This is a genomic window from Nonomuraea sp. NPDC023979, assembly GCF_040639085.1.
Taxonomy (GTDB): domain Bacteria; phylum Actinomycetota; class Actinomycetes; order Streptosporangiales; family Streptosporangiaceae; genus Nonomuraea; species Nonomuraea ceibae.
In genome coordinates, this window is the sequence record NZ_JBEZZG010000005.1 from 274,168 (window position 1) to 300,712 (window position 26,545).

Below are 26,545 nucleotides of genomic sequence, written 5' to 3' on the forward strand. Positions count from 1 at the left end.
TCACGCGCCGCCCTTGAGCGAGGCCAGGATCTCCAGGTAGTGCGGGTTGTACATCAGGCCCAGGATGTTGCCCCACGGGTCGATGACGCTCGCGGTGATGAAGCCGGTGCCGCGGTCGTGCGGGGAGTCGTGCTCCTTGGCGCCCAGCGCCACCAGCCTCTCCAGGGCCGCGGGCACGTCGTCCACGTGCCAGTAGACGACGGCCCCGGCCGGCTGCCCGACGGTCTGCGGGGAGGGGGTCCTGGCCAGCTCGCTCCCGGCGTAGGCGCTGTTGACGACGCCGAACTCGTGCTGGTAGTCGCCGATGCGCCACTCCAGGTAGCCGGGCGTGTCCATGTAGGGCGGGATGCCGAACACCTCGGTGTACCAGCTCCTGGTGGCCTCGAAGTCGGGGGAGTAGAAGGTGGCGGTGGTGAGTCCTCGCAGCATGTCCGGTGCCTTTCTCGTGGTGATGTCTCCATTCTTCCCTTCAAAGTGCTCATCAACTGAGCACTTTCCTGGAGAGAATGGCGGACATGCGCGCTGACCGTCTCGTTGCCGCCCTGCTGCTGCTCCAGTCCCGTGGCCGGGTGACCGCCGCCGAGCTGGCCGAGGAGTTGGAGACCTCCGTCGCGACCGCCCGCCGCGACCTGGAGGCGCTGTCCGCTGCGGGCATCCCCGTCTACCCGCAGCCCGGACGCGGCGGCGGCTGGCAGCTCGTCGGCGGCGCCAGGACCGACCTGAGCGGGCTCAACGCCGCCGAGTCGCGCGCGCTCTTCCTGGTCCTCGGCCCGGCCGGCTCGGCGACCCCCGAGCTGACCTCCGCCCTGCGCAAGCTCGTGCGCGCCCTGCCCGCCACCTTCCGCGCCGACGCCGAGGCCGCCGCGCGGGCCGTCGTGTCGGACCCGGCGGGCTGGGGGGAGCGAGGCAAGGAGCCGCCCGCCCTGGTCGAGTCGCTGCAGACCGCCGTGGTGCGCAGGCTCAAGGTACGGCTCGCGTACCCGGGGAAGGACGGGCAGGCGGCCGAACGGCTCGTGGACCCGCTCGGCCTGGTCGACAAGGACGGGATCTGGTACCTCGTCGCGGGCACCCCGGCCGGGCGGCGGACGTACCGCGTCGACCGCGTCGCCGGGGCGGAGGTCACCGAGCTGCCCGCCGAGCGGCCCGACGGCTTCGACCTTCAGGAGGAGTGGGAGCGCGTCGCGGCGGAGATGGAGCGGCGGCGCTCGCTCGTCCACGCCGAGGTACTGGTCGGCGCCCGGTTCTTCCCGGTGCTGCGGACGCACTTCGGCCGGCACTGCGAGCTCGTCGCCGAGGAGGACGGCGGGCGGGTCCGGGTGCGTGTCGCGGCGCACATGCCGCGCGCGGTCGCCGAGCAGCTCGCCGGGTGGGGCGCCATGATCGAGGTGGTCGAGCCGGAGGAGGTGCGCGCCGAGCTGGCGAGGATCGGGCGGGAGCTGGTCCGCCAGTACGAACCGGACATCCGTATCGATTCATCGCCGGGCGTGGACTGAACATGAGCTTGGCTCTACTTTTGCCCTATGTCGATGCTGCGGAAGCTGGCGGTGGCCGCCCTCCTCGCCCTGTTATGCCTGGCCCAGGCGGCCCCGGCGCTCGCCCATGAGGAGCGCCCGGTCACGTTCCCCGACGGCTCGGGCACCGTGCCGGTCTACCGGACCACCGGCCCCGAACTGCTCGTCTGCAAGAGCGACCGGGCCGACTTCGAGCGGCGCGTCGCCTCCTTCCCCGCCGCGCTCAAGGAGCAGAACCTCACCCTGTTCGAACGCTGCCAGAAGGACGGCTTCCGCCACCTCCAGGAGGCCGTCGACCAGGTCAAGGGCCCCGGCTACACCATCAAGATCCTCCCCGGCCTCTACCAGGAGGAGCCCAGCCTGCCCGAGCCCACCGGCGCCTGCGCGAACCTCCAGGCCCGCTGGTCCTCCTTCGGCTACCAGATCCTCTCCTTCGAGCAGCAGAAGCAGTGCCCGCACAACCAGAACCTGGTCGCCATCCTCGGCATCCAGGACCTCCAGATCGAGGGCACCGGCGCGTCCCCGCTCGACGTGGTCGTGGACGCCCAGTACAGGAAGCTGAACGCGATCCGCGCCGACATGACCGACGGCGTCTACTTCCGCAACTTCACCGCCCAGCGGACCACGTTCAACTCGCTCTACATCCTGGCCACCGACGGCTTCGTCATCGACCGCATGCTCACCCGGTGGAACGACGAGTACGGCTTCCTGACCTTCGCCTCCGACCACGGCCTCTACACCGACTGCGAGTCCTACGGCAACGGCGACAGCGGCATCTACCCCGGCAGCGCCTCCGACATCAACGCCGGCCGGGGCCACGACGTGCCCCGCTACGCGATCGAGATCCGCCGCTGCAAGAGCCACCACAACATGGTCGGCTACTCCGGCACCGCCGGGAACTCCGTCTGGGCGCACGACAACGACTTCTACGACAACATGGCCGGCGCCTCGATGGACAGCCTGTTCCCCGACCACCCCGGGCTCCCGCAGAACCACGCGCTGTTCGAGAACAACAGGATCTACGACAACAACGAGAACTACTACCGGCACGTCCGCGACGGCACCTGCGCCAAGCCCGCCGGGCAGCGCGGCTACGAGAGCGGCGTGGTCTGCCCCCAGATCGGCGTCGCGCCCGGCACCGGCATCCTGACGGCGGGCGGCAACCACAACGTCTACCGCGGCAACTGGGTCTACGGGCACGACAGGACCGCGTTCATGCTGCTGTGGGCTCCGGCGTTCCTGCGCGGCGAGGAGGCGCTGGGCAAGCAGGCCGACACCTCGCACGACAACTTCTACGGCGGCAACCGGCTCGGCGTCGCCCCCGACGGCTCGGTCCGGCCCAACGCCACCGACGTCTTCTGGGACGGCCAGGGCAGCCGCAACTGCTGGGACACCCGGGCCGCGACCAGCCCGTACGTGGTGCCGGGCTGCGGCGGCAAGGCCGGCGAGCTCGCCGGGCCCGGCTCCCACCGGGTGGTCGGCGAGCCCGCCAAGCTCGCCCACTCGCTGGTGTGCGCCGAGTACAGCGTGACCGAGCGGCGGCTGCCCGCCGGGTGCGACTGGTTCGGCGCGTCCGGCCTGGCCAGGGTCGAGGTGCAGGTGACGCTCGGCACGTCCGTGCTGCTCGGGCTGCTGGTGGCGCTGCTGTGGTGGCGGCGGCTGCGTGGCGCCGGCAGGCTGGGGACGGTGTCGGCGGCGCTCGCGCTGGCCGGGCTGGCGCTCGACGTCCCCGGCGCCGCCCAGGACCACACGCTGCTGCCCGCCGCGGCCCTGCTGCTCCTGGGCGCGGGGCTGACCGGCATGGGACTGGCCCTGCGACGCCCGTACCGCTTCTTCGGCGGCGCCACCGTCGTGTTCGGCGTGCTGACGCTGCTCGACGCGGTGGACAAGTCGCTGATGCTGATCCCGTGGCTGCCGCTCAGCCCGGCCTGGTTGCGGGTGCTGTTCGCGATCGTGTGGGTGCTGTGGGCGGTGGTGCGCCTCGCGCCGCGCCCGCCGGGCAGCAGGGCGCCCGAGCCCGTCGCCGCCGAGGCGGCCGCATGACGCGCCTCCCCCTCGGAGTCCTGGCCGTGGCGGCGGCGCTGCTGCTCGGCGGGTGCGGCGAGCCGGTGACCACGCACCACCGGCCCGGCACCGACCACGCGCCCGCCACCGCCTCGGCCGGCACCCCCGGGCCGCCGCACGCCCACGGCGACCACCGCACCCGCGACGTCCCCGCCGCCGAGGCCCCCTCGGTGCGCCTGGAGGTGCGGCCCGACAGCGACTCGGGCTGGAACCTGCGCCTGGTCACCGAGCGGTTCACGTTCACCCCCGACAGCGTCGGCGGGGCCGCGCTGCCCGGCACCGGGCACGCCCACCTCTACCTCGACGGCAAGAAGATCGCCCGGCTGTACGGCCCCTGGCACCACCTGCCGCGCGAGGCCGTGCCGCCGGGCAGCCACACGCTCGCCGCCCGCCTGAGCGCCGACGACCACACGCTCTGGTCGGTGGCCGGCAAGCCGGTGGAGGGCACCGCCACCGTCGAGGGACCCGCCCCGGAGGCGAACACGACCGGTTCCGCGACAGCCACCGGCCCCGCGACAGCCACCGGCCCCGCGACAGCCACCGGCCCCGCGACAGCCACCGGCCCCGCGCCGGTCACCGTCGCCGTCAGCGTCAGTGGCGGCAAGGTGACGCCGCCACCCGGCCGCGTCGAGGTCGCGAAGGGCGGCCGGGTGCGGCTGGAGGTCACGGGCGACCGGGCCGACACCGTCCACGTGCACGGCTTCGACCTCGAACGCCCCCTCACCCCGGGCACCCCGCTCGTCCTCGAGTTCACCGCCGACCGCAGCGGCCTGTTCGAGGTGGAGACCCACGACTCCCGCCTCGTCCTGACCCAGCTCGTCGTCCGATGAGCGGCATCCTCGCGCACGGCATCGGGTCACGCCACGACCTGCCGATCCCCGCGTTCTACGCGTTCGCGGGGGCGCTGGCCGCGCTCGTCGTGTCGTTCCTCGGGCTGGCCGTGCTCTGGGCCGAGTCGAAGTTCCGCGGCCGGGAGGCCGGCCTGGCGCTGCCGCACGTGATGCAACGGCTCGCCGACGCCCCCGCCACCCGGACGGCGCTGCGCGCGCTCGGCCTGGCCGGAGCCGCGTTCACGGTGTTCCTGGCCGCGTTCGGGCCAGACGACCCGGAGCGCAACGCGGCGGCCACGCTCGTCTACGTCGTCTTCTGGGTCGGCCTGGTGCCCGCGTCGCTGCTGTTCGGGCCGGTGTGGCGGCTGGTCAACCCGCTGCGCGCCGTCCACGCCGCACTCGCCCGGCTGCCGGGGCGGCGCCGCGACCGGGAGCCGCCCGCGTGGCTCGGCCACTGGCCGGCGGCGGCCGGGCTGCTCGCCTTCACCTGGCTGGAGCTCGTCGCCCCCGAGCCCGCCGCCAACTCCTCCATGCTGGCGTTCTTCGGCTGCTACGCCGCCGTGCACCTGACCGGGTCACTCGTGTACGGGCCGCGCTGGTTCGACCGGGCCGACGCGTTCGAGGCGTACTCGGCGCTGATCGGACGGCTGGCCCCGCTCGGCCGCCGCGCCGACGGCAGGATCGTGCTGCGCAACCCGTTCCACGGCCTGGACGCGGTGACGCCCGTCCCCGGGCTGGTGGCGCTGGTGTGCGTCATGCTCGCCTCCACCGCCTACGACGGCTTCTCCGACGCCCCCGTGTGGGTGGACACCCTGCAGAGCGCCGCCGCCGGCCCGACCGCCACCGGCACGCTCGGCCTGCTCGCCGCCGTCGCCGGGGTCGCCCTGCTGTACGGCGCGTGCATCGGCGTCGCCGGCCTGATCGGCGGCTCCCGGCGGCCCGGCGACGGCAACCTGCGGGCCTTCGCCCACTCGCTGGTGCCCATCGCCGTCGGCTACCTCGTCGCCCACTACTTCTCGCTGCTGGTCATCGAGGGGCAGCGGGCGTTCATCCTCGCGTCGGACCCGCTGGACACCGGCCTCGACCTGCTCGGCACCGCCTCGCGCACCGTGGACGAGGCGGTGGTCTCGCCGGGCACGATCGCCACCGTGCAGGTCGTGTCCATCGTCGCCGGGCACGTGCTCGGCGTGATCGCCGCCCACGACCGCTCGGTACGGCTGTTCGCCCCCGCCAAGGCCGTCGCCGGGCAGATCCCGCTGTTCATCCTCATGGTCTGCTACACGCTCGGCGGGCTCACCCTCCTCCTGGCCGCATAGCGACCTTTCTGCCGGTGACCGGATGGAGATGGTCATGAGCCGGTGAAGCTCCGTACTGGCGTGCGCGGTCCGGGGGCGGCCGAGGGAAGGCCACGCTTATGGCAGATGTGCAAATCGCGTGCGTCGGCGGGGGACCGGCCGGCCTGTACTTCTCGATCCTGATGAAGCAGGTCGCCCCGGCGTACGACATCACCGTCTATGAACGGAATCCGGCCGGATCCACGTACGGCTGGGGAGTGACCTTCTGGGGCGAGCTCCTCGACGACCTGCTCAGCGCCGACCCCGAGTCGGCGGAGGCGATCAGGAAGAGCTCGTACCGCTGGGACAGCTGGATCATGAACGTCCACGACCGCGCCAGCCTGGGCGGCGAGAACTGGGACGAGGGCTTCGGCATCGGCCGCCGCGAACTGCTCGGCATCCTCGCCGACCGGGCCCGCTCACTCGGCGTCCGCGTCGAGTACGAGCGCGAGATCACCGGGGAGGACGACGTGGCCGGGGCGGACCTGATCGTCGCCGGCGACGGCGCGGGCAGCGCGCTGCGCGAACGCCACGCCGAACACTTCGGGACCAAGGTGACGACCGGCCGCAACCCGTACGTGTGGCTGGGCACGACGAAGCTGTTCGACGGCTTCACCATCGCCTTCACCGAGACCGAGCACGGCTGGATCTGGTGCTACGGCTACGGCTACGGCGAGAACCGCAGCACCTGCGTCATCGAGTGCTACCCGCAGACCTGGCAGGCGCTTGGCCTGGACCGGGCGAACGAGGCCGAGATGCTGGTGCTGCTGGAGAAGCTGTTCGCCGACATCCTCGACGGGAACCCGCTGATCGGCGGCGCGGGCGCGCGCTGGCAGCGCTTCCGCACCGTGACCAACCGGACCTGGCACCGCGGCAACCTCGTCCTGCTCGGCGACGCCGCCCACACCACGCACTACTCCGTCGGCGCCGGCACCGCGCTCGCCCTGGAGGACGCCACCTACCTGGTCGAGGCGCTGGTCGAGGAGAAGAGCCTGGAGCCCGCCCTGGCCCGCTACGGGCGCGACCGCCGGGGCGCGCTCCGGCTCACCCAGCGCGACGCCCGCTACAGCGCCCGGTGGTACGAGAACCTGACCCGCTACATCGGCCTGCCGCCGGAGCAACTGCACGCGCTGCGCAGCCGGCGGCACTCGCGGCTCCTCCCGCACGTGCCGCCCCGGCTCTACTACCAGGGCGTCAGCCTCGGCTCCAAGGCCGCCCGGCTGCTGCCCGGCCGCCGGTCCGCCACGTAGGAGAAATTTCCGGAAGCCGTGTCGATTCCGGCGCCGCTCGGTCGACGCACAGGCGAGAGGACAGAACGCGACGCACGAAGGAGACCTGATGAGCACCGTGGTGATGCACAACGTGGTGTCGGTCGACGGCTTCATCGCCGACCTGGACGACCAGGTCGGCCCACTGTTCGAGTGGTACGGCAACGGCGACGCCGAGCTCGCCGAAGGCAGCCCGATCAGGGTGTCGCAGGCGTCGGCCGACTACGTCCGCCCGATCTGGGCGGGCATGGGGGCGATGGTGATCGGGCGGCACCTGTTCGACATGACCAACGGCTGGGACGGCTCGCCGCCGGCGGCCGAGCACGTCGTCGTGGTGTCGCACCGGCCCAAGCCCGAAGGCTGGCACCCCGAGGCGTCCTACCACTTCGTCGGCGACGTGGCCGAAGCGGTCGCCAAGGCCAAGGAGCTCGCCGGGGAGCGCACCGTCGCCGTCGCGGCGGGCGACGTCGGCGGGCAGGCGTTCGCGCTCGGCCTGGTGGACGAGGTGGCGATGGACGTCGTGCCCGTCGTCTTCGGCTCCGGCAAGCGCTACTTCGGCTCCGTCGACGCCCAGCACCTGCTGGAGGACCCGCACGTGGTCGTCCGGGGGAACCGGGTGCTGCACCTGCTCTACAAGGTCCGCCGCTAGGCCAGCTCGACGTGGTCGAGCTCGGCCCACCGGCTGTGGTGCCGGAAGCGCAGCGTGTTCCAGCCCTGGACCAGCGTGACCGTGGCCGGGACCTCCTTCCACCGGTCCCAGCCGTGGTCGGGATAGTCCAGTACGAACGCGGACGAACCATTCACGGTCACGGTGTGCTGCGCATGGCCGTACCCCGCCGCGTACGTGACGTACGCGGTGTAGGTCCCGGCCGCCGGCGCGAACACGCGCAGGTCCACCCAGCTGTCGTCATGGTCCAGCCCGGCCACGACGGCGCCCTGCGAAGCCCCGGCCGCGCCCGAGCGGACCCTCGCGTGGTGGATCGTGCCCCGCTCGGCCTCGTACCGGACCCTGCTGCCCCGCACCACCGGGAACCCGTCGGCCCAGCCCAGGCTCGCCGCGTACATCCAGCGGGCCGTGCCCGCCCAGCCGTGGAAGAAGAGGCGGTCGCCGAGCACGTCCGCGCCGCCCGGCCCGCGCACCGCCCCGCCTAGCGTGCGGGTCGTCAGCAACGGCCGGTACGCCTTCGTGAACGGCCCCGCCAGCGTCGGCGCCACGGCGTAACCCGTGAAGTAGCGGTCGTCGCCGTACGGGCCGCCCGAGTAGAACAGCACGTACTGGCCGGGACGCCTGACCAGGACCGGCGCCTCGATCACGCCGTGCTCCTCCGGCGCGTCGTTGCGGATGAGCTCGCGGCGCGGGCCGGTGAACGTGACGCCGTCGTCGAGCACCCGCTGGAGCCAGACGATCGCCGGCCTGCGCACCGCGTTGCCGTCGTTCTTGTAGAGCAGGTAGCGCCTGCCGTCGGCATCGGTGAAGCTCGCCGGGTCGATCGCGCCGCCCTCGCTCGGGTCGCACACCAGCGGGCCGTCACCGAGCGGCCGGAACGGGCCGAGCGGGCCGTCCGCGAGCGCCGCGCCGATGCAGCGACGGCCCGCGGCGGCGCTGGGCGCGGTGAAGTACATGAGGTAGCGGCCGTCCGGGCGGCGCGACACGTCAGGCGCCCACAGGCCGCAGTCGGCGCCGCCCCCGCAGGCCACCGCCCAGGACGGGCGGACGGGCAGCGCGTCGCCGCGCACCGTCCACGGGCCGTCCGCCGCCGGCGCCGTGGCGAAGGGGATGTTCCCCGCGCCGCTGCTCGTGGAGTAGGCGAGGAACGTCCCGCCCGCCTCGATCACGTCCGGGTCCGGGAAGTCCGTGGAGATCACGGCCGCCGGGGGCACGGTGGCCGCCGGGGCGGCGGCCGTCAGGGGCAGGGCCGCTGCCAGCAGGGCACGCAGGAGACTCATTCGACAGTCCAGTCCTCGGGTCGGGGCGGGTAGGCGAACGTCTGCGTGTCGGCCCAGTCCTCGCCGACCGTGCCGTAGTCGTGCGCGGCCTCGCTGGAGGCGTGCGACTCGCCGACGTCCACCGTGTCGGCCGTCTCCCACGCGCCGTCCAGCCGCTGCTCCACGACGTACAGGAACTCGTTGAAGCCGGAGGAGGAGAGCGACGTGTTGACCACCGTCAGCTTGCGCCGCCCGGCCGTCAGCTCCGGTGGCAGTTCGACGACCTGGTTGCGCCACTTGTAGACGTCGTCGCCCATGAGCGGGCGCCACTCGCCGGCGGGCAGGCCGTTCACCGTGATGGAGGCGTGCTGCAGGGCCACCCCCACGTCCAGGCGGCGGATCAGGCGGACGCCGGTGTTGCGCGGCTCCACCGTCACCGTGAACCGGCTCCGGCCGCCACGGGGGAACGCGCGGCCGTCGTCGCTCACGATGTGGCCGGGCACCAGGGTGCGCCGGGACAGCGTGTCCGGCGTGCCACCCCACGGTGCCGCCGTCAACGCGACGCTCACCCCCACCCCCGCCACCACCGTCAACCCGGCGGCCACCAACACCACCTTCCGCCGCCGCCCTGCCCTCCGCCCTACTTCCAGAGAGGCCGGTCGGGAGGGCGCGGCCCCGGAGGGTGCGGCGCCGGACGGCCCGGTGGCGGGCCCGGCCCAGGCTGCGGCCTCGGACGGGCCTGCGCCCGAGGCCCCGGCCCCGGTGCCGGTGCCGGAGGGCGCGGTGCCGGTGGGCCAGGCAGTGGATGGGCCCGCGCCCGAGGCGGCGGCCCCAGGGGGCTCGGCCCTGGAGTTGCCGGCCTCAGGCGTCCACGCCCCTGAGGGCCACGCCCCGGACGGGCCTGCGCCCGAGGGGCTGGGCCCGGAGGGGCTGGGGTCGGAGGGACCGGCCCCGAACGGCCAGGTCCCGGAGGGGGCAGTTCCGGGCGGGGTGGCGGGTGGGGCGGCTCCGGGGGGTGGGGCTGGGGGGTGGGTGGGATCGGGGCCGGGTGGGAGCTGGCCGGTAGGGGACTGGGGGGTCGGGGGGTGGGTGAGGGGGAGGCGGTTGAGGCGGACGCGTTCCCAGGCGCGTTCCCAGGCGGGGATGTGCGGTTCGGGCACCCGGCAGGCTCGCAGGAACGCCACCATCACCGCCTTCTTGGGGAAGCGCCGGCCCGCGAGCATGTCGGCGCAGGTGGCGCGCGGCAGCCGCGCCCCGCCCGCCCGGTCGGCCCGCGCCTGCAGCTCCCGCAGCGACACGTCGGCCCGGGCGAACTGCTCGGCCAGCGCCTTCACCAGGCTCTCGTGGCAGTTCACCCGCTCCAGCGCGGGCCCGGGAGCCTGCGTGAGGTCTTCGCTCATCGCATCCCCTCCTCCTCTTGACGGTCCGTGTGACGTCCAGTGTATGAACCGTGACCGAGAGTGTCCGACGAATGGTCGCCGGCCGTCCGGGTCCGGACGGCTTCGTCCGACGCCCTGTTGGACACCCCGGCGGCCCGGCTTGTCTGGGTGGCGGGGCGCGAACCGGCAGGCGGTGCGCGCATCGGCACGAAGGAGGGACGTCGCATGACGCTCATGAGCGACGAGGACAGGAAGACGGCGCTGCGGGAGCACCCGGCGGTGGCCGAGGTGCTGGCGCAGTTCGGGGACGGCGCGGACGCCGTGCTGGACGAGCTGGCGGCGGGGCTGAACGCCGAGCAGATCCAGGCGATCCCGCAGTCGCCGGCGATGCCGCCGGACGCCTCGGCGGTGGACGGCTTCAGGTGCTGGCGGGCCGGCGCCGTCTATGCCGTCTATCAGCTGTTCGGCATGGCGGTGTGCACGATCGTCGGAGGTTACACGGGCGGGCTGGCCGCCATCGCATGCCGGATGATCAAGGCCGCTGCGGGCAAGGCGATCGACTGGAACAGCCTCTGCTAGATCCTCGTCGGGCCGGCCTCCGGGAGTCTCCGGAGGCCGGCCCGACGGGCGTGGGCGCGGTCAGTAGCCGGTGCGGCGTGGGGCGGCGGACTGGCGGCGGGGGAGCGGAGGGCGAGGGGCGGGCTTGAGGTCGCGCGCCGGGTGCCCGTGCCGGTGCGGCGTGCGGGCCCGGTCGCCGGTCCGGTCGCCGGTGATGGAGTCGGGAAGGCGGATGTGCATGCGTGCTCCTGTCTAGGCTCGGGTGAGCCAGGTGACCTGGGTGCCGTTGTCGAAGGACTTGCGCTGCGCGGGCGTGAACAGGGTGGGCCGGAACGCGCCGGAGAACATCGGGACGCCCGCGCCCGCCACCACGGGATAGCTCTTGAGGATGATCTCGTCGATCTCCGGGAGCAGGGTGGCGGCGAGCTTGCCGCCTCCGCACAGGTAGACGTCCATGCCGGTGTCCTCGGCCTTGAGCCGCTTGACGAGCTCGACGGGGTCGCCGGTCTCCACCGTCACCGTTGGGTCGTCGATCTTCAGCGTGCTGGAGACCACGTACTGGCGCAGGTGGGAGTAGGGGCTGGTGGTGGGGACCTCCAGCGCGGGCTCGTACGTGCCGCGGCCCATCACGAGCGTGTCGAACACCTGGTTGGGCGCGTTCTCCAGGCCGACGAGCTTGCGGATGTGGGTGGGCAGCGTCTCCGGGTAGCGCTCGTTGATCCAGGCGATCATCTGGTCGGACACGGGATAGAAGTCGAACTCGGCGTTGGGGCCGGCGATGTAGCCGTCAAGGGAGACGCCGATGTAGTAGACAAGCTTTCGCATACCGCTCAACTCCGTATGTAGTACTATGTTTGAAGTGGTTTCACCGTAGTACTACAAGTGGAGTGGTGTCAAGTGCGTACGAATCCCGAACGCCGGCTGGCGCTGATCGACGCGGCCATCGAGGTGCTGGCCAGGGAGGGCGCAAGAGGGCTGACGTTCCGGGCCGTCGACGCCGAGGCCGGGGTGCCCGTCGGCACCGCCTCCAACTACTTCCCCACCCGCGACGATCTGTTCACCCAGGTCGGCGGCCGGATCTACGAGCGCCTGCTGCCCGACGCGGCGACCGTCGCCCGTGCCCAGGAGGGCGTCCAGGACCAGGCCCGCTACGCCGCGCTCATGCACGAGCTGGTGGACCGGATCTCCGCCTTCAACACCGGCTACCTGGCCCTGCTGGAGCTGCGGCTGGAGTCGACCCGGCGTCCCGAGCTGCGCGCGGTGCTGACCGAGCGCATCCGCCAGGACATCGACGCCAACGTCGCCTACCACGCCGCCTCCGGGCTGCCCGGCGACCCGACCTCGGTGCTGCTGCTCTACCTGGCGCTCAACTGGCTCATCGTGGAGAAGCTGACGCTGCCGGACATCTTCACCGACGAGCAGGTCCACGACCTGATCGACGCCGCCGTGCGCAGATCGCTGCACCCCTGAGCCGGAACGGTCCATGTGCGAGCCGCGCCGAACGGTGTGAGCATCGGAGGATGAGCGAGCCCGAGGTCAGGCCGAACGAGACGACCGTGCCGCTGATGCCGTGCGCGTCGATGGAGGACACCCTGGCGTTCTACGAGACGCTGGGGTTCAGGGCGGTCTACAGGCAGAGCAAGCCGTACGTGTACCTGGCGCTGGAGTGGAGCGGGTTCCAGCTGCGCTTCGGACCGGCGCCCCGGGGGCTGGACCCGGCCCGGGAGGAGTCCGCCCACTGCCTGGTCCTGGTCGACGAGGTGGCGCCCTACCACGCGGCGTTCGCGGCGGCGATGCGCCGGGCGTACGGGAAGGTGCTGGACAGCGGACTGCCCAGGATCACCCGCTACCGGCCGGGCGCGTCCCGGTTCACGCTGGTCGACCCGTCCGGCAACGTGATCACCTTCGTCCGGCGTGACGAGCCGGACGAGCTGGAGTACGGCGGCTCGAAGAAGCTGACCGGCCTGGCCAAGGTGATCGACAACGCGCGGATCCTGCGCGAGTTCAAGAACGACGACCTTCAGGCGTACCGGGCTCTCAAGTCCGGGATGCGCAGGCACGGCGCGGGCGCCGCCGCGGCCGAGCGGGCCGTCGCCCTCGGGAACCTCGCCGACCTGGCCACGGCGCTCGGGGAGCCCGCCGAGCCGTGGATCGCCGAGCTGCGCGGCCTGACGCTCACCGAGGACGACCGGCGGCGCGTCGAGGCGGAGCTCGGGCATCTGGCCGCGCTCCCCGCCTGGCTGCCGTGAGCCGCGCGGCTCGTCAGCGGGCCCGCCGGACGAGCAGGCCGATCAGGTAGCAGCCGCCGATCACCGTCGTCACCACGCCCACGGGCAGCGCGACCGGCGCCAGCAGGAGTTGCGCGGCCAGGTCGGCGGCCAGCAGGAGCACCGCCCCGGCCAGCGCCGCCGGGGCGAGCGCCACCCCGGCGGCGCCCGTCAGCAGCCGCCCGATCTGCGGCGCGGCCAGCGCGACGAACACGATCGGCCCCGCCACCGCCGTCACCGTGGCCGTGCAGCCGACGCCCGCCAGGACGAGCAGCAGCCGCAGCCGGTTCAGCCGCACGCCGGAGGCGACCGCGAGGTCGTCGCCGAGTGCCGCCTGCCGCAGGCCGGGGGAGAGCACGGCCAGCAGCCCGGCCAGCGCGGCGACCACGGCGAACGGCAGGGCCAGCTCGTCCCAGTCGACGCCGTTGAGCGATCCCGCGCTCCAGCCGGTCGCGGCCATGGCGATCTCCAGCTCGGCGCGCAGCACGATCCACGCGTTGAGCGCGGTCAGCATCGCGTTCACGGCGATGCCGACGACGACCAGGCGCATGCCGCTCAGGCCGGACCTGAGCGACAGCGCGTACACGGCAGCGGCGGCGGCCAGGCCACCGGCGATCGAACCGGCCGCGAGCTGCGCGGACGTGCCGCCCAGCACGGTGATGGCGAACAGCGCCCCGGTGTAGGAGCCCGCGTCGAGGCCGACGACGTCGGGGCTGCCGAGCGCGTTGCGGGTGAGGTTCTGGAAGACCGCGCCCGCCAGGCCGAGCGCCGCGCCGAACACCAGCGCGGCGGCCACCCGGGGCAGCCGCCACTCGCGCACCACCACGACCTCGTCGCCGTGCCCGGCCAGCGCCGCCAGCACCTCCGTCGGCGGCGTCCACGACCCGCCGGCGCACAGCCCCAGCAGCCCGAGCCCGAGCGCCGTGAGCACCAGCGCCAGCGACACCGCGAGCGTCCTGCGCCCGGTCCTGACCGAGTACGGGCCCGCGCGCAGCACCAGGTGGGCGCCCGCACGCCGCGCCGGGGCCGCCGGGGAGCCGGTCATGCCGGCGCCGCCCCGCGCCGCCGTACCGCCCAGATGAGCACCGGCGCGCCCGCGAACGCCGTCACCACGGCCACGGGCACCTCGCCGGTCGGCAGCAGCACGCGCGCCCCGATGTCCGAGGCGAGCAGCAGCACCGGCCCGAGCACCATCGTGTACGCCATCAGCCACGGGATCGACGCGCCCGCCGGCCGCCTGGCCAGGTGGGGCACCATCAGCCCGAGGAACGCGATCGGCCCGGCGGCGGCGGTGGCGGCCCCGGCCAGCAGGGTCACGAGCACCAGCACCGACACGCGGGTGCGCAGCACGTGCCCGCCGAGCGCCCGCGCGACCTCCTCGCCCATCATGAGCGCGTTCAGCGGCCTGGTGACCAGGACGGCGCACACCAGCGCGACGGCGATGGCCCCGGCGGGCAGGGCGAGCGGGAGCTGCTCCTGCCCGGCCAGCGACCCCACGGACCAGAACCTGAACCGGTCGAACACGTCGGGGAACATGAGCCGCAGCCCGAGCGAGACGCCGGAGAGCACGGCGCTGAGCGCCACTCCGGTCAGCACCAGGCGCAGCGGCGCGGCCGAGCCGAGCGCGTACACGAGCAGGGCGGCGAGCACGGCGCCGAGCGAGGCGAGCGCGAGCTGCGCCGCCTGCCCGGACGCCAGGCCCAGCACGCCGCCGACGTTGATCGCGAACCCGGCTCCCGCCGTCACGCCCAGGATGCCCGGCTCGGCGAGCGGGTTGCGCGTCAGCGTCTGGACCAGCGTGCCGGCGGTGCCGAGGGCCGCGCCGACGCAGACGCCCAGGACGGTGCGCGGCACCCGCACCTCGTTCACGATCAGGTACGCGTCGCCGCCGCCGGAGCCGGTGAGCGCCCGCCACACGTCAGCCGGGGTGAGCGCCTGCGCGCCGACGCAGAGGCTGGCGACCGCCACGGCGAGCAGCAGCGCCACCGACGCGGCGAGGACGGCCGGGCGGTACTCAGTCTTCAAGCCCGGCGACTCCGCGCTTCCAGTAGCCGGTGAACAGCGCGTCCAGCCGGCCCTCGCTCCACGGGCGCAGCGGCTTGAGGTCGCCCGTCTCCCCGGCGGCGAACAGGAACGCGGGGACGTCCGGCAGCTTCAGCCCCTGGACGGTCTCAGCCAGCGCCGAGCGCCCGTGCTCGCGGACGAGCCGGACGACCTCCACGCCGGCCCGCTCGGCGAGCGGGTAGCCGTGCTCGACGGCGTCGTCGGTCTCGATCACCAGGTGGGCGGAGACGTCCGGCGGCGACTCCTCCAGCCAGCGGGCCGCCGCCGGCAGCGCGGTCGCGTCGACGGCGAACACGTAGTGGCCGTAGGTGTGCGGGAACGTCTTGGCCCCCGGCGGCCCGGCGACCGTCACCGGGTCGCCGACCGCGACGGAGGCCGCCCATCCGCTCGCCAGGCCGCCGTCGTGCAGCACGATGTCCAGGTCCAGCTCGCGGGCCGCCGCGTCGTGGCGCCGCACGGTGAACTTGCGCGTCGGCGGCATCGGCCGGGGCCAGTCGAGCATCAGCCTGTCGTTGGGCACCGGGACCCGGTGGGCGCCGTCGGGGTCAGGGAAGACGATCCTGACGTGGTCGTCGGCCTGGTAGGTGTGGAAGCCGTCCAGCTCCGGCCCCTTGAGGGTGAGCCGCAGCATGCGCGGCGTCACCAGCTCGCGGGCGGCCACCCGGACGGTGCGCACGCCGATCGGGTACGGGACGCGGATCAGGCCGGTCCCGGCGGCGTGGTGGGCGGCGACCTTGGGGCCGGGGTCGCGGCGGTCGGCGCTCATGACGCCGCCAGCGGCGCGAGCGCCTGGTCGACGGCGTCCAGCGTCATCAGCGCCGAGTCGTACGTGGCCGCCTCGGTGTAGCGGATCGGGAACGCCTTCCCGGCCTTGACCGCCGGGAGGTTCTTCCACAGCGGGGAGTCGAGCACGTACTTCACCGACTCGTTCGGCGTGCCGTCGGGCCGCACCGAGTACGTGATCGCGTCGGCCTCGCCGAGACTGGCCGGCAGCTCCTCGATCGACGGGTACTCCGACACGTCGCTGCTCCCTCCGCCCTTCTTCTTGACCTGTCCGTAGTAGGTGACGCCGACGTCCTGGGCGATGTTGGTGCCCCAGGAGCCGGCGAACTCGCGCTGGAACGTCCCCTTCGCGGCTTCCCCGTACGAGCCGACGTGGCCGAACTTCATGCCCGCCAGCGCCTCCCGGTACTTGGCGGCCAGTTCGGCGGCCTTCTTCTCGTAGGCGGCCTTGGCCTGGCCGAAGTTCGCGGCGCGGCCGGCGGCGTCGGACTGCCGCTGCGACAGCTCGCGCCACGCGGACGGGACGGTCGGGCCGATGGCGACGACGGGGGCGATGGACTCGAGCCGGTCCATGTCCACGTCGGCCAGCACCGGGGCGGGGACGCCGATGACGATGAGGTCCGGCTTGACCTTGGCGATGGCCTCGTAGTTGGTCTCGGCCGCGGTCTCGCCGGCGATCTTCTCCAGCCGGTCGTAGGTGGCCCGGTCCTCCTGCGACATCAGCGGCAGGCCGCGCTTCCACAGGGAGACGCCGACGAGCGCGGCGTCGGCCTCGATGAGCGCGGGCACGGCGTACCCGGTGGCGACGACCCGCTGGGGGTCGGCGGGGATGGTGACCTGGCCGTTGTCGGCGGCGAACACGCGGGTCGCGGCGGCGGCGGCGGCCGGCTGCTCGCCGGACGGGGCCGAGCCGCACCCGGCGACCAGGGCGAGCGCGAGAAGCGGGACTCCGGCGGCACGCCGGAGCTGGGCAGAGTGCATCAGAAGGGGTCCTTCACCAGGGATGAGACCTAGTTAGGTTACCCTTACCAAAGTTGCTTCTGATGTCGCTGGGAGGCCATCCGATGTCGCTGGGACGCCACTCCGTGACGGTCACCGACCCTGTCGGGACCGACCCGCTGCGCTGCGACGAGTTCGGCTACGGGCTCGGCCGCCTCGACGGCGTCCTCGTGCTCAAGTACCGCTCGGCGGCCGTGCTGGAGTTCGCCGAGAGCCGCCAGGACTTCCTGCACCAGCTCTACTGGTCGCCCGACGGCATGCTGGCCACCAGGCACGGCGCGCGCACCCAGTTCGTCGGCCACCGGGAGGCGTTCTGGGCGCACCGGGCCGTCACCCACGAGGTGCGCGCGGCCGACCGGCAGACCGTCTACCGGATCTGCCTGCGCGAGGTGCCCCCGGCGCTCGCCGGGCTGCGCGCGGGGGCCGTCTCCGTCGGGCGGGAGGCCGCCCGGCTCATCGAGGCCATCGCCAGGCCCGGCCTCGACGAGGCCGAGGGGCTGGCCGCCCGCGACGTCATCATGGCCGGGCTGGGCACGAGCACCGCCGAGTTCGTCGGCCACCACGCCACCGGCACCGGTTTCGCGATGACGGTGGCGCGGGCGCTCTCGCACGACCCGGGCGACGCCGCCCGCCTGGAGGAGTGGGCCGAACGGCTGCATGTCAGCGTCAAGACGTTGCAGCGCGACTTCGAGCGCGAGTTCGGCATGCCGTACTCGCGGGTGCGCACCAAGCTGCGGCTCAGCACGTCGCGGGTGCTGCTGGAGACGCAGCCGGTGGCCGAGGTGGCGCGGCGGGTCGGCTACTCCAGCCCGTCGGCGTTCATCAGCGCCTTCACCAAGGAGTACGGCTGCACCCCGGGCCGCTACGCCGCGACGTGACGGCCATCCGGCGTTCACCGGCACGTCACGGGCGCTGCCTACGCTGAGCGCTCATGCGGAAGATGGCCCCGGCCCTGGCCGCGGCAGCGCTGTTGTGCGGATGCGCCACCGGCCTCGACGGCGCCCCGTCGATCCTGGACAAGGACGAGCTGGTCGTCGCCGTGAAGTCGGACCAGCCCGGCCTGGCCGTGCGCACCCCGGGCGGCGCGTTCGAGGGCTTCGACGTCGACGTGGCCGCCTACGTGGCCGCCCGGCTGGGCAAGAAGGTCTCCTTCGTCGAGACCACCTCGGAGGGCCGCGAGGCCAAGCTGCGCGACGGCGTGGCCGACATGGTGGTGGCCACCTACTCCATCAGCCCCGAACGTAAGGCCCAGGTGACGTTCGCCGGGCCGTACTACGTCTCCCACCAGGACATCCTGGTCCGGGCCGGCTACCGGCGGATCCGCGGCGTGCGCGACCTCGAAGGGCGCAGGTTGTGCGAGGCGCAGGGCTCGATCTCCACCTCGCGCATCGTGGACGGCCGCCGGATCGCCGCCGAGCTGGTCCCGGCCAGGACCTACGGCGAGTGCGTCGACCTGCTCAGGGCGGGGGCCGTGGAGGCGGTCTCCACCGGCGACCTGATCCTCGCCGGGTTCGCCGCCCGCGAGCGCGGCGCGTTCGCGATCGTGAACGCGCCCTTCACCGACGAGAGGTACGGCATCGCCCTGCCGCTCGGGGACGTGGCGGCGTGCGAGCAGGTCAACCGCGCGATCACGGACATGTACCAGGACGGCACGGCGGCCCGGCTGCTGGAGAAGTGGTTCGGCGGCAGCGGGCTGCGGCTGACGCCGTACGTGCCGGAGTTCGAGGGCTGCGTGGACTGACCCTGTCACAAAACGCCCCGCTATTCAGTCGTATGTCTGGAACGGTGTCGGGCGGAAGGGAACAGCCATGTACGCGCCAGAGAAGCGGATCGCCACCTCGGTCCTGGTCATCGGCACGGGCGGGGCCGGCCTGCGGGCCGCCATCGAGCTCGCCGAACGCGGGGTCGGCGTCCTGGCCGTCGGCAAGCGGCCCAAGGCGGACGCGCACACCTCGCTCGCGGCCGGGGGCATCAACGCGGCGCTCGCCACGATGGACCCTGACGACACCTGGGAGCAGCACGCCGCCGACACCCTCAAGGAGAGCTACCTGCTCGCCAACCCCGAGACCGTGCGCATCGTCACGGAAGGCGCCGCCCGGGGCATCGAGGACCTGCAGCGTTACGGCATGCCGTTCGCCCGCGAGGCCGACGGCCGCATCTCCCAGCGCTTCTTCGGCGCCCACACCTACCGCCGCACCGCCTACGCCGGCGACTACACCGGCCTGGAGATCCAGCGCACGCTGATCGACCGCGCGGCCCGCCTCGACGTGCCCGTCCTCGACACCGTGTACGTGACCCGCATCCTGGTCCGCGACAACGCGGTCTTCGGCGCGTACGGGTTCGACCTGACCGACGGCAGCCGCTACGTCATCCACGCCGACGCGGTGATCCTGGCGGCCGGCGGCCACACCCGGATCTGGCGGCGCACCTCCTCCAGGCGCGACGAGAACACCGGCGACTCCTTCCGCCTCGCCGTGCTCGCCGGGGGCCGCATCCGCGATCCCGAGCTGGTGCAGTTCCACCCGTCCGGGCTCCTCCACCCGGAGAACGCGGCCGGCACGCTGGTGTCGGAGGCGGCGCGCGGCGAGGGCGGGATGCTGCGCAACGGGCTCGGCGAGCGGTTCATGGCCCGCTACGACGCCGAGCGGATGGAGCTGTCGACCCGCGACCGCGTCGCCCTCGCCGCCTACACCGAGATCAAGCAGGGGCGCGGCACGCCGGACGGCGGCGTCTGGCTCGACGTGTCGCACCTGCCCCGGCAGACGATCATGACGAAGCTGCCGCGCGTCTACCAGACGCTGATGGAGCTGCAGATGCTCGACATCACCAAGCAGCCGATCGAGATCGCGCCGACCGCGCACTACTCCATGGGCGGCGTCTGGGTGCGGCCCGAGGACCACGGCACCGGCGTGGACGGCCTGTACGCGATCGGCGAGGCGGCCAGCGGCCTGCACGGGGCCAACCGCCTCGGCGGCAACTCCCTCATCGAGCTGCTCGTCTTCGGCCGCATCGTCGGGCAGGCGGCGGCCGAGTATTCTGCCGCCCTCGACGCCCAGCGCCGCTCGGCCGACGCGGTCGGCGAGGCGCGGGCCGAGGCCGACGGGCTGCTCGCCGCCGACGGCCCGGAGAACGTCCGCGCGCTGCAACGCGAGCTGCGCGACATCATGACCGAGCACGCCGGCGTCGTGCGTGACGAGGCCGGGCTGCTCAAGGGGCTCGACGCACTCGCCGCCGTCGAGGCGCGCATCGAGGACGTCGGCGTGCACCCGGACATCGCCGGGTTCCAGGACCTGGCGCACGCCTTCGACCTGAAGTCCGCGGCGCTCGCCGCCCGCGCCACGATGGAGGCCGCGCTGGAGCGGCGCGAGACCCGGGGCTGCCACAACCGCTCCGACCACCCCGGGCTGGACCCCGCCCTCCAGGTCAACCTCGTGTGGTCCGGGCCCGGCTCGATCGAGCGGGAGCCGATCCCGCCGATCCCCGCCGGGATCGCGGCGCTCATGCGCGAGGTCTCCACCGACGGCAAGCTCGTCGAGTAGCCGCCCGGGTTCCGCTCCCGCCGTTCGATGGGTAGATGCAGGCCGGGGCCGAAGAGTCGGCAGGGCGGCAGGGAAGGGAACACCATGAAGATCGTCGTAGTGGGCGGAACCGGCCTCATCGGGTCGAAGCTGGTCACGATGCTGGCCGAGCAGGGCCACGAGGTGGTGGCGGCGTCGCCGGGCACCGGCGTGAACACCCTCACCGGCGAAGGGGTCGCCGAGGCGCTGGCGGGCGCGTCGGTGGTCGTCGACGTGTCCAACTCCCCGTCGTTCGAGGAGGACGCCGTACGGGAGTTCTTCGAGACGTCCACCCGCACCCTGCTCGCCGCCGAGGCCGAGGCCGGAGTCGGTCACCATGTCGCGCTGTCGGTCGTGGGCACCGGCCGGCCGCCCGGCAACCCGTACTTCCGGGCGAAGATCGCCCAGGAGCGGCTCATCGAGGAGGGGGCGGTCCCGTACTCGCTCGTGCACGCCACCCAGTTCTACGAGTTCGTCCGCAGGATCGCCGACGACGCCGCCGACGGCGGCAAGGTGCGGATGGCGCCCGTGCTCTTCCAGCCGATCGCCGGCGACGACGTCGCGCGGATCCTCGCCCGCGTCGCGGCCGGCGCGCCGCTGAACGGCCGGGTCGAGATCGCCGGGCCCGAGCGGTACCGGATGGACGCGTTCTTCCGCGACGCGCTGGCCTCCTGGGACGACCCGCGCGAGGTCGTCACCGACCCGCACGCGCACTACTTCGGCGCCGAGCTGGGGGAGCGGTCGCTGGTGCCGGACGACGGCGCCACCCTCGGCGCCGTCCGCTACGGCGACTGGCCCGGCAGGTGAACGCGCCCGCGCGGGCGCCGGCCGGCCGGTCCCTCGACGGCGACCGGCTCGCGGCCGTGGCCAGGCGTTTCCTCGTGCCCATGCTCACCCCGCGCTGACGTCCGCCCGGCGGCCGACCACTTTCCGGCTCCGGCGGTGTCCATCCCTTCGTCAGGCGTCACCGGGCAGTTCGGCGGGCGCCGCCGGAGAGAAGGAGCCACCATGCGAGGGAGTCCGTCGGCGGCCGAGCTGCTGGCGCTGGCGCGCGGCGGCGACGGCGAGGCGTTCCGCGAGCTCGTCGAGCCGTACCGGCGCGAGCTCCAGGTGCACTGCTACCGCATCCTGGGCTCGGTGCAGGACGCCGAGGACCTGGTCCAGGAGACGCTGCTGGCGGCCTGGCGCGGGATGGACGGCTACGAGCAGCGCGCCTCGGTGCGCACCTGGCTCTACCGCATTGCGACCAACCGCTGCCTCAACGCCCTGCGGGCCGGATCGCGGCGTCCGCAGGACCGGCGGGCCTACCGCGTGGAGGTCACGTTGCCCGAGCCGTCGCACCGCCGGGACGAGCCGAGCTGGCTGGAGCCCTACCCTGACGCGCTGCTCGACGAGCTCGCCGACCGGATGCCCGGCCCGGAGGCCCGCTACGAGCTGCGCGAGTCGGTGTCGCTGGCGTTCCTCGCGGCGCTGCAACGGCTGCCGCCCAGACAGCGGGCCGTGCTCGTGCTGCGCGACGTGCTGGGCTTCCGGGCCGGCGAGGTGGCGGGCATGATCGGCGCCACCGAGAACGCCGTCGCGATGGCGCTGAAGCGGGCCAGGACGACCCTCGCGGGTGAGCTGCCCGGGCGGGAGAGCGCCCCGCTGCCCGGCTCGGCGCGCGAGCGGCGGCTGGTCGACGCGTTCGCGCGGGCGTTCCAGGCCGGCGACGTGGACGCTGTCGTGGCGCTGCTGACCGACGACGCGTGGCTGACCATGCCGCCGCTGCCGCTGGAGTATCAGGGCCCGGAGGTCATCCGTCATTTCCTGGCCGCCGTCGCGATGTGCGGAGGCCGCGAGTACGTGTTGATCCCGACGCGGGCCAACGGGCAGCCGGCGTTCGGCTGCTACCAGCGCGACCCGCGCACGCCGATCCTGCACGCGCACGGCGTGCTCGTGCTGACGCTGACCGGCGACCGGATCGCCGTGGTGACGCGCTTCCTGGACAACGCGCTGCTGGCGTCCTTCGGGCTGCCCCGGTCGCTGCGCGACTGACGGCCACACTTTTACCGACATAGGGGGATACGTGCGTGTCGACGGAGGGCGGATGACGCCCGGACAGGCATGGGTGCTGGGCCTGGCCTCGCTGGCGTCGTTCATGATGGCCCTGGACAGCCTGGTCGTGACCACCGCGCTGGGCACGATCCGGCAGGATCTGGCGGCCTCGATCGAGTCGCTCGAATGGACCGTCAACGCCTACAGCCTGACGTTCGCTGTCCTGCTGCTGACGGGGGCGGCGCTGGGGGACCGGTTCGGGCGGCGGCGGGTGTTCGTCACCGGGCTGGCCGTGTTCACGGCGGCCTCGGCGGCGTGCGCGCTGTCGCCGGACATCGGCACGCTGATCGCGGCGCGGGCGCTCCAGGGGGCGGGCGGCGCGATGGTGCTGCCGCTGTCGCTCACGCTGATCACCGTGGCGTTCCCGCCGGAGCGGCGGGGCCGGGCGATGGGGCTGTACCTCGGCCTCACCGGCCTGGCCACGTTCAGCGGGCCGTTCGTCGGCGGGGTCGTCGCCGAAGGGCTCGCCTGGCAGTGGATCTTCTGGCTGAACCTGCCGATCGGGCTGGCCGCGATCGCGCTCACCGTCCGCCGCGTCGAGGAGAGCGCGGGCCCGCGCAACCGGCTCGACCTGGGCGGCGTCGCGCTGGTGACGCTCGGCGCGCTCGGCGTCGTGTGGGGGCTGGTGCGCGGGAACGCGGCGGGCTGGGGGAGCACCGAGGTGCTGGGCACGCTGCTGCTCGGCGTCGCGCTGCTGATCGCCTTCGTGGCCTGGGAACGGCGTGCGGAGGCGCCGATGCTGCCCATGCGGTTCTTCCGGCTGCGCGCGTTCGCCACCGCCGCCTCGGCCAACTTCCTGGTCTTCGCCTCGCTCTACGGCACGATGTTCTTCCTCGCCCAGTACTTCCAGATCGTGCACGGCGACGGGCCGCTCGGCGCGGGGCTGCGGCTCATGCCGTGGACGGCGACGCTCATGGTGTGCGCGCCGATCGCCGGGCGGCTGGCCGACAGGGTGGGCGAGCGGACGTTCGTGGCCGGCGGGCTGCTGCTGCAGAGCGTGAGCATGGGCTGGATCGCCCTCGCCGCCGGGCCCGGCGCAGGCTACCTCGAACTGCTGCCCGCGCTGATCACCAGCGGGGCCGGGCTGACCATGGCCATGCCCGCCGCGCAGAAGGCGGCGGTCGGCGCGGTCCTGCCGCACGAGATCGGCCAGGCGTCCGGCGCGTTCATGACATTGCGGATCTTCGGCGGGGTGCTCGGCGTCGCCGTCTCGGTCGCGGTCTTCGCCGCGACCGGCGGCTACGCCTCGCCCGCGGAGTTCGGCACCGGGTTCGCGGCGGCGATGGGCGCGGTCACCGCGCTCGCCCTCGCCGGGCTGCTCACCGCCCTCGGCATGCCGCGCGGGCGGACCGCCCTGACCTCCGTGCCCAGGCCGGAGACCGTTCGATGACGACCCCGGAGGAACCCCGTGAACCGTGACGCTTCGACACTCCGCGCGCTGCACGTGCCCGGCGCGCCGCTGGTGCTGCCCAATGCCTGGGACGCGGCCTCGGCCCGGCTGGCGGTGGCGGCCGGGTTCCCGGCCGTGGCCACCAGCAGCGCCGCCACCGCCGCGGTGCTCGGCTACGACGACGGCGAGGCGGCCCCCGTCGGCGAGGTGCTGGCCGCCGCCGCGCGGATCGTCCGGGCGGTGGACGCGCCGGTGACCGTCGACTTCGAGCGCGGCTACGGGCTCGCCCCCGCCGAGCTGGCCGAGCGGTTCGCCGCAACCGGCGCGGCCGGGCTGAACCTGGAGGACTCCGACCCCGCCACCGGCGAGCTCGCCGACGCCGCCGAGCAGGCCCGCTTCCTGGCCGCGGTCCGCCAGGCGGCGGCGTCGATCGGCGCGGACCTGGTCGTCAACGCGCGCATCGACGTGTTCCTGCGCCGGTCCGGGCCGCCGGAGGCGCAGCTCGCCGCCGCGCTCGACCGGGCCGCCCGCTACCTGGAGGCCGGGGCCGACTGCGTCTACCCGATCGGCGCCGGCGACCCCGAGGTGATCCGGGCGCTGACGAAGGGCATCCCCGGGCCGGTGAACGTCGCCTACGGGGGCGGCGCGCTTTCACCGGCGGAGCTGGCCGGGCTCGGCGTCGCGCGGGTGACGTTCGGCCCGGCCCTGCAACGGCACCTGTACGACACGTACGGGAGCGCGCTGTTCGCGGCGGTCGCGTCGGGCGGGAACCCGTTCGCCCGCTGACCGGGGGCCCCGGCGGCGGGCGCGGGGCGGTGATCCGGCAGGATCGGCAGCCGATGAACCTCTTCCGCAACCGCAACTTCAACATCTTCCTGGCGGTCCAGGCGCTGTCGGTGGCCGGCGACTCGTTCTCGACGGTGGCCATCCCGCTGCTGGTCCTGCACGCGACCGGCTCCGTCGTGCAGATGGGCCTGCTGACCGGGCTGTCCGGCGCGGCCTCACTGGTGACGGGGGTGTTCGCCGGCCACCTGGTCGACAGGCTGGACCGCCGCCGCCTGCTGATCGGCTGCGACCTGGCCCGCGCCGCCCTCTACGCCGCCATCCCGCTCGTGTGGATGGCCGGCCCGCAGATCTGGCTCCTGTACGTGATCGTCCCGCTCGGGGCGGCGCTGGGCATGGTCTTCCAGGTCGCCTACGTGGCCGTGGTGCCCAGCCTGGTCGAACCCGACCAGATCACCCAGGCCAACGGCCGCCTGTACGCCATCTACGCGGTGGGCGGCATCGGCGGCCCGGCCCTGGTCGGGGTGATCTCCCAGGCGTTCGGGCCGGTGGTCGCGATCGGCGTGGACGCCGTGACGTTCGTGGTGTCCGCGCTCGGCCTCATGCTGATCCGGCTGCGCCCGGCGGCGGCGGCGCCGGCGGACCGGGGCGGCCTGCTCGAAGGCGCCAGGTTCCTGTGGCGGCACCCGGTGATGCGCTCGCTGACGATCCTGCTGACGTTCTTCATCTTCCTGACGGCGGGCGTGGACGACGTGCTCATCTACCACCTCAAGCACGACCTCGGCCAGAACGACGACGCCGTCGGCCTGGTCCTGGCCTGCGCGGCCGTCGGCGCCATCGTGGGCGCGCCGCTCATCGGCCGCATCCGCAAGGCGATCGGGTTCGGCAACACCTGGGTGAGCGCCACCACGCTGTCCGGGCTGGCGATGGGCGGCGTCGGGCTGGCCACGGGCGTGCCCGCGGTGGCGGTGCTGATGGCGCTGTTCGTGCTCGGCACGGCCGTGGCCGGGATCTGCTCGCAGTCGTTCCGCCAGGAGGTGACGCCCAGCCACCTGCTGGGCCGGGTCACCGCAGCCTTCTGGACGGTCCACTACGTGCTGGGCCCGGCCGGCGCCGCGCTCCTCACGCTCGGCGCGGCGGAGTACGGCGTCGCCACCGTGACCGTGGTCGCCGGCGCGGGCTGCGTGCTGGTGTCGCTGTCGGGCCTGCTCACGCCGATGCGCCGCCCGCTCCCGCCCTCCTGAGCCCGGGGCGGGAGGCCCGCCTGGCGATCACGTCGGCCGCTATCAGCAGCCCGGCGGGAACGACCGCCGTCAGGAAGCCGCTCGGCCCGAGCAGCGCGACGGCGAACGCCCCCCAGGCCAGGACGGCCCAGCCGACGTACGCGGGCACGGTGTGCCCCTGCCGCCCGGCCCGCGCCACCAGGAGCCCCAGCAGCACGAGCACCACGACGAAGCCGCCGGGCAGCGCCCAGAACGTGACCAGGGACTCGCTCCCGGCGGAACGGTCGCGCAGCTCCCCGGCGAACCAGCTCGACCAGGGGGCGAGCGGGGCGAACATCAGAGTGTGCGCGGCGGCGATCAGGATCATCGCCCGGCCGGCCCACACGGTGAGCCGGGCGGGCGCGGACGGGCGGGACGCGGATGTGAGGCTCATGGCAGCCATCGTGTCCGCGCCGCCCCCGGCCCGCCTCCCCCCGTGAGAGGAGGCGGCTCCCCCGTGGAGGTGAGGGTGGCCT

The 26,545-nt window shown here is 73.7% G+C and carries 27 protein-coding genes; 17 read left to right on the forward strand and 10 right to left on the reverse strand.

Features of this window, described 5'->3' with window-relative positions; translation table 11 throughout:
* Positions 1-429 carry a VOC family protein gene (locus tag AB0G11_RS12875; protein ID WP_219515032.1) on the reverse strand — a complete coding sequence of 143 codons (429 nt, stop codon included), beginning with the start codon at positions 427-429 and terminating at the stop codon, positions 1-3.
* Between the two features lie 86 nt (positions 430-515).
* Here AB0G11_RS12875 and AB0G11_RS12880 point away from each other — a divergent pair, with 86 nt between their 5' ends.
* The 6 genes from AB0G11_RS12880 (at position 516) to AB0G11_RS12905 (ending at position 7,656) form a co-directional block, all read left to right on the forward strand.
* The gene (locus tag AB0G11_RS12880) at positions 516-1,493 is read left to right on the forward strand and encodes a WYL domain-containing protein (protein WP_219515035.1); all 978 of its coding nucleotides are present in this window, start codon (positions 516-518) and stop codon (positions 1,491-1,493) included.
* Between the two features lie 27 nt (positions 1,494-1,520).
* Positions 1,521-3,554 carry a right-handed parallel beta-helix repeat-containing protein gene (locus tag AB0G11_RS12885; RefSeq protein WP_357585754.1) on the forward strand — a complete coding sequence of 678 codons (2,034 nt, stop codon included), beginning with the start codon at positions 1,521-1,523 and terminating at the stop codon, positions 3,552-3,554.
* On the forward strand, positions 3,551-4,405 hold the full coding sequence (locus AB0G11_RS12890; RefSeq protein WP_357585756.1) for a hypothetical protein: 855 nt from the start codon (positions 3,551-3,553) through the stop codon (positions 4,403-4,405). The genes AB0G11_RS12885 and AB0G11_RS12890 overlap by 4 nt, the downstream gene beginning before the upstream one ends.
* Positions 4,402-5,721, forward strand: a complete 1,320-nt coding sequence (locus tag AB0G11_RS12895) for a hypothetical protein (protein WP_219515051.1) — start codon at positions 4,402-4,404, stop codon at positions 5,719-5,721. The genes AB0G11_RS12890 and AB0G11_RS12895 overlap by 4 nt, the downstream gene beginning before the upstream one ends.
* A gap of 98 nt (positions 5,722-5,819) precedes the next feature.
* Positions 5,820-6,989: an FAD-dependent monooxygenase gene (locus AB0G11_RS12900; RefSeq protein ID WP_246646555.1), complete on the forward strand. Its 1,170-nt coding sequence runs from the start codon at positions 5,820-5,822 to the stop codon at positions 6,987-6,989.
* An 88-nt stretch (positions 6,990-7,077) separates the two neighbouring features.
* Positions 7,078-7,656: a dihydrofolate reductase family protein gene (locus AB0G11_RS12905; protein WP_219515053.1), complete on the forward strand. Its 579-nt coding sequence runs from the start codon at positions 7,078-7,080 to the stop codon at positions 7,654-7,656.
* Here AB0G11_RS12905 and AB0G11_RS12910 read toward each other — a convergent pair.
* Both AB0G11_RS12910 and AB0G11_RS12915 read right to left on the reverse strand, forming a co-directional pair.
* On the reverse strand, positions 7,653-8,954 hold the full coding sequence (locus tag AB0G11_RS12910; protein ID WP_357585758.1) for a family 43 glycosylhydrolase: 1,302 nt from the start codon (positions 8,952-8,954) through the stop codon (positions 7,653-7,655). The genes AB0G11_RS12905 and AB0G11_RS12910 overlap by 4 nt on opposite strands.
* Positions 8,951-10,333, reverse strand: a complete 1,383-nt coding sequence (locus AB0G11_RS12915; RefSeq protein ID WP_357585760.1) for a hypothetical protein — start codon at positions 10,331-10,333, stop codon at positions 8,951-8,953. Before AB0G11_RS12915 ends, AB0G11_RS12910 begins: the two co-directional genes overlap by 4 nt.
* A 204-nt stretch (positions 10,334-10,537) precedes the next feature.
* Here AB0G11_RS12915 and AB0G11_RS12920 point away from each other — a divergent pair, with 204 nt between their 5' ends.
* Entirely contained in the window at positions 10,538-10,891 is a 354-nt protein-coding gene (locus tag AB0G11_RS12920) for a hypothetical protein (RefSeq protein WP_219510585.1), read from the forward strand.
* Positions 10,892-10,951: 60 nt separating this feature from the next.
* Here AB0G11_RS12920 and AB0G11_RS12925 read toward each other — a convergent pair whose 3' ends face one another.
* Both AB0G11_RS12925 and AB0G11_RS12930 read right to left on the reverse strand, forming a co-directional pair.
* Positions 10,952-11,110: a hypothetical protein gene (locus AB0G11_RS12925; protein WP_357585762.1), complete on the reverse strand. Its 159-nt coding sequence runs from the start codon at positions 11,108-11,110 to the stop codon at positions 10,952-10,954.
* 12 nt (positions 11,111-11,122) lie between these two features.
* Entirely contained in the window at positions 11,123-11,695 is a 573-nt protein-coding gene (locus tag AB0G11_RS12930; RefSeq protein WP_219510589.1) for a dihydrofolate reductase family protein, read from the reverse strand.
* A gap of 72 nt (positions 11,696-11,767) precedes the next feature.
* Here AB0G11_RS12930 and AB0G11_RS12935 point away from each other — a divergent pair, with 72 nt between their 5' ends.
* Both AB0G11_RS12935 and AB0G11_RS12940 read left to right on the forward strand, forming a co-directional pair.
* Positions 11,768-12,340, forward strand: a complete 573-nt coding sequence (locus AB0G11_RS12935; RefSeq protein ID WP_219510591.1) for a TetR/AcrR family transcriptional regulator — start codon at positions 11,768-11,770, stop codon at positions 12,338-12,340.
* Positions 12,341-12,390: 50 nt separating this feature from the next.
* The gene (locus AB0G11_RS12940) at positions 12,391-13,119 is read left to right on the forward strand and encodes a glyoxalase (protein WP_357585764.1); all 729 of its coding nucleotides are present in this window, start codon (positions 12,391-12,393) and stop codon (positions 13,117-13,119) included.
* A gap of 13 nt (positions 13,120-13,132) precedes the next feature.
* On the opposite strand, the gene AB0G11_RS12945 is transcribed toward AB0G11_RS12940, so the two are convergent.
* The 4 genes from AB0G11_RS12945 to AB0G11_RS12960 are packed head-to-tail and all read right to left on the reverse strand — an operon-like array spanning position 13,133 to position 16,965.
* Positions 13,133-14,182, reverse strand: a complete 1,050-nt coding sequence (locus tag AB0G11_RS12945; RefSeq protein WP_357585766.1) for an iron chelate uptake ABC transporter family permease subunit — start codon at positions 14,180-14,182, stop codon at positions 13,133-13,135.
* Positions 14,179-15,162: an iron chelate uptake ABC transporter family permease subunit gene (locus tag AB0G11_RS12950; RefSeq protein WP_357585768.1), complete on the reverse strand. Its 984-nt coding sequence runs from the start codon at positions 15,160-15,162 to the stop codon at positions 14,179-14,181. The genes AB0G11_RS12945 and AB0G11_RS12950 overlap by 4 nt, the downstream gene beginning before the upstream one ends.
* Positions 15,152-15,967, reverse strand: coding sequence for a siderophore-interacting protein (locus AB0G11_RS12955; RefSeq protein WP_357585770.1), 816 nt, complete (start codon positions 15,965-15,967; stop codon positions 15,152-15,154). The genes AB0G11_RS12950 and AB0G11_RS12955 overlap by 11 nt, the downstream gene beginning before the upstream one ends.
* Positions 15,964-16,965 carry an ABC transporter substrate-binding protein gene (locus tag AB0G11_RS12960; RefSeq protein WP_357585772.1) on the reverse strand — a complete coding sequence of 334 codons (1,002 nt, stop codon included), beginning with the start codon at positions 16,963-16,965 and terminating at the stop codon, positions 15,964-15,966. Before AB0G11_RS12960 ends, AB0G11_RS12955 begins: the two co-directional genes overlap by 4 nt.
* Before the next feature lie 83 nt (positions 16,966-17,048).
* Between AB0G11_RS12960 and AB0G11_RS12965 the strand changes: the two genes are divergently transcribed.
* From AB0G11_RS12965 to AB0G11_RS13000, 8 genes are all read left to right on the forward strand, one after another.
* Positions 17,049-17,861 carry a helix-turn-helix transcriptional regulator gene (locus tag AB0G11_RS12965; protein WP_357585774.1) on the forward strand — a complete coding sequence of 271 codons (813 nt, stop codon included), beginning with the start codon at positions 17,049-17,051 and terminating at the stop codon, positions 17,859-17,861.
* Between the two features lie 53 nt (positions 17,862-17,914).
* On the forward strand, positions 17,915-18,724 hold the full coding sequence (locus tag AB0G11_RS12970; protein ID WP_357585776.1) for a glutamate ABC transporter substrate-binding protein: 810 nt from the start codon (positions 17,915-17,917) through the stop codon (positions 18,722-18,724).
* A gap of 67 nt (positions 18,725-18,791) precedes the next feature.
* Positions 18,792-20,522, forward strand: a complete 1,731-nt coding sequence (locus AB0G11_RS12975; RefSeq protein ID WP_357585778.1) for an FAD-binding protein — start codon at positions 18,792-18,794, stop codon at positions 20,520-20,522.
* An 84-nt stretch (positions 20,523-20,606) separates the two neighbouring features.
* Positions 20,607-21,347, forward strand: a complete 741-nt coding sequence (locus tag AB0G11_RS12980; protein WP_357585780.1) for an SDR family oxidoreductase — start codon at positions 20,607-20,609, stop codon at positions 21,345-21,347.
* 201 nt (positions 21,348-21,548) lie between these two features.
* Positions 21,549-22,574, forward strand: a complete 1,026-nt coding sequence (locus AB0G11_RS12985; protein WP_357585782.1) for a sigma-70 family RNA polymerase sigma factor — start codon at positions 21,549-21,551, stop codon at positions 22,572-22,574.
* 52 nt (positions 22,575-22,626) lie between these two features.
* The gene (locus tag AB0G11_RS12990) at positions 22,627-24,024 is read left to right on the forward strand and encodes a DHA2 family efflux MFS transporter permease subunit (protein WP_357585784.1); all 1,398 of its coding nucleotides are present in this window, start codon (positions 22,627-22,629) and stop codon (positions 24,022-24,024) included.
* 18 nt (positions 24,025-24,042) lie between these two features.
* Positions 24,043-24,810 (forward strand): isocitrate lyase/phosphoenolpyruvate mutase family protein, encoded by a 768-nt coding sequence (locus tag AB0G11_RS12995; RefSeq protein WP_357585786.1) that lies wholly within the window; start codon positions 24,043-24,045, stop codon positions 24,808-24,810.
* Between the two features lie 53 nt (positions 24,811-24,863).
* Positions 24,864-26,051, forward strand: coding sequence for an MFS transporter (locus AB0G11_RS13000; RefSeq protein ID WP_357585788.1), 1,188 nt, complete (start codon positions 24,864-24,866; stop codon positions 26,049-26,051).
* On the opposite strand, the gene AB0G11_RS13005 is transcribed toward AB0G11_RS13000, so the two are convergent.
* On the reverse strand, positions 26,017-26,463 hold the full coding sequence (locus AB0G11_RS13005) for a DUF6463 family protein (protein ID WP_357585790.1): 447 nt from the start codon (positions 26,461-26,463) through the stop codon (positions 26,017-26,019). The two genes, AB0G11_RS13000 and AB0G11_RS13005, sit on opposite strands and share 35 nt — an antisense overlap.
* Positions 26,464-26,545: the final 82 nt, after the last annotated feature.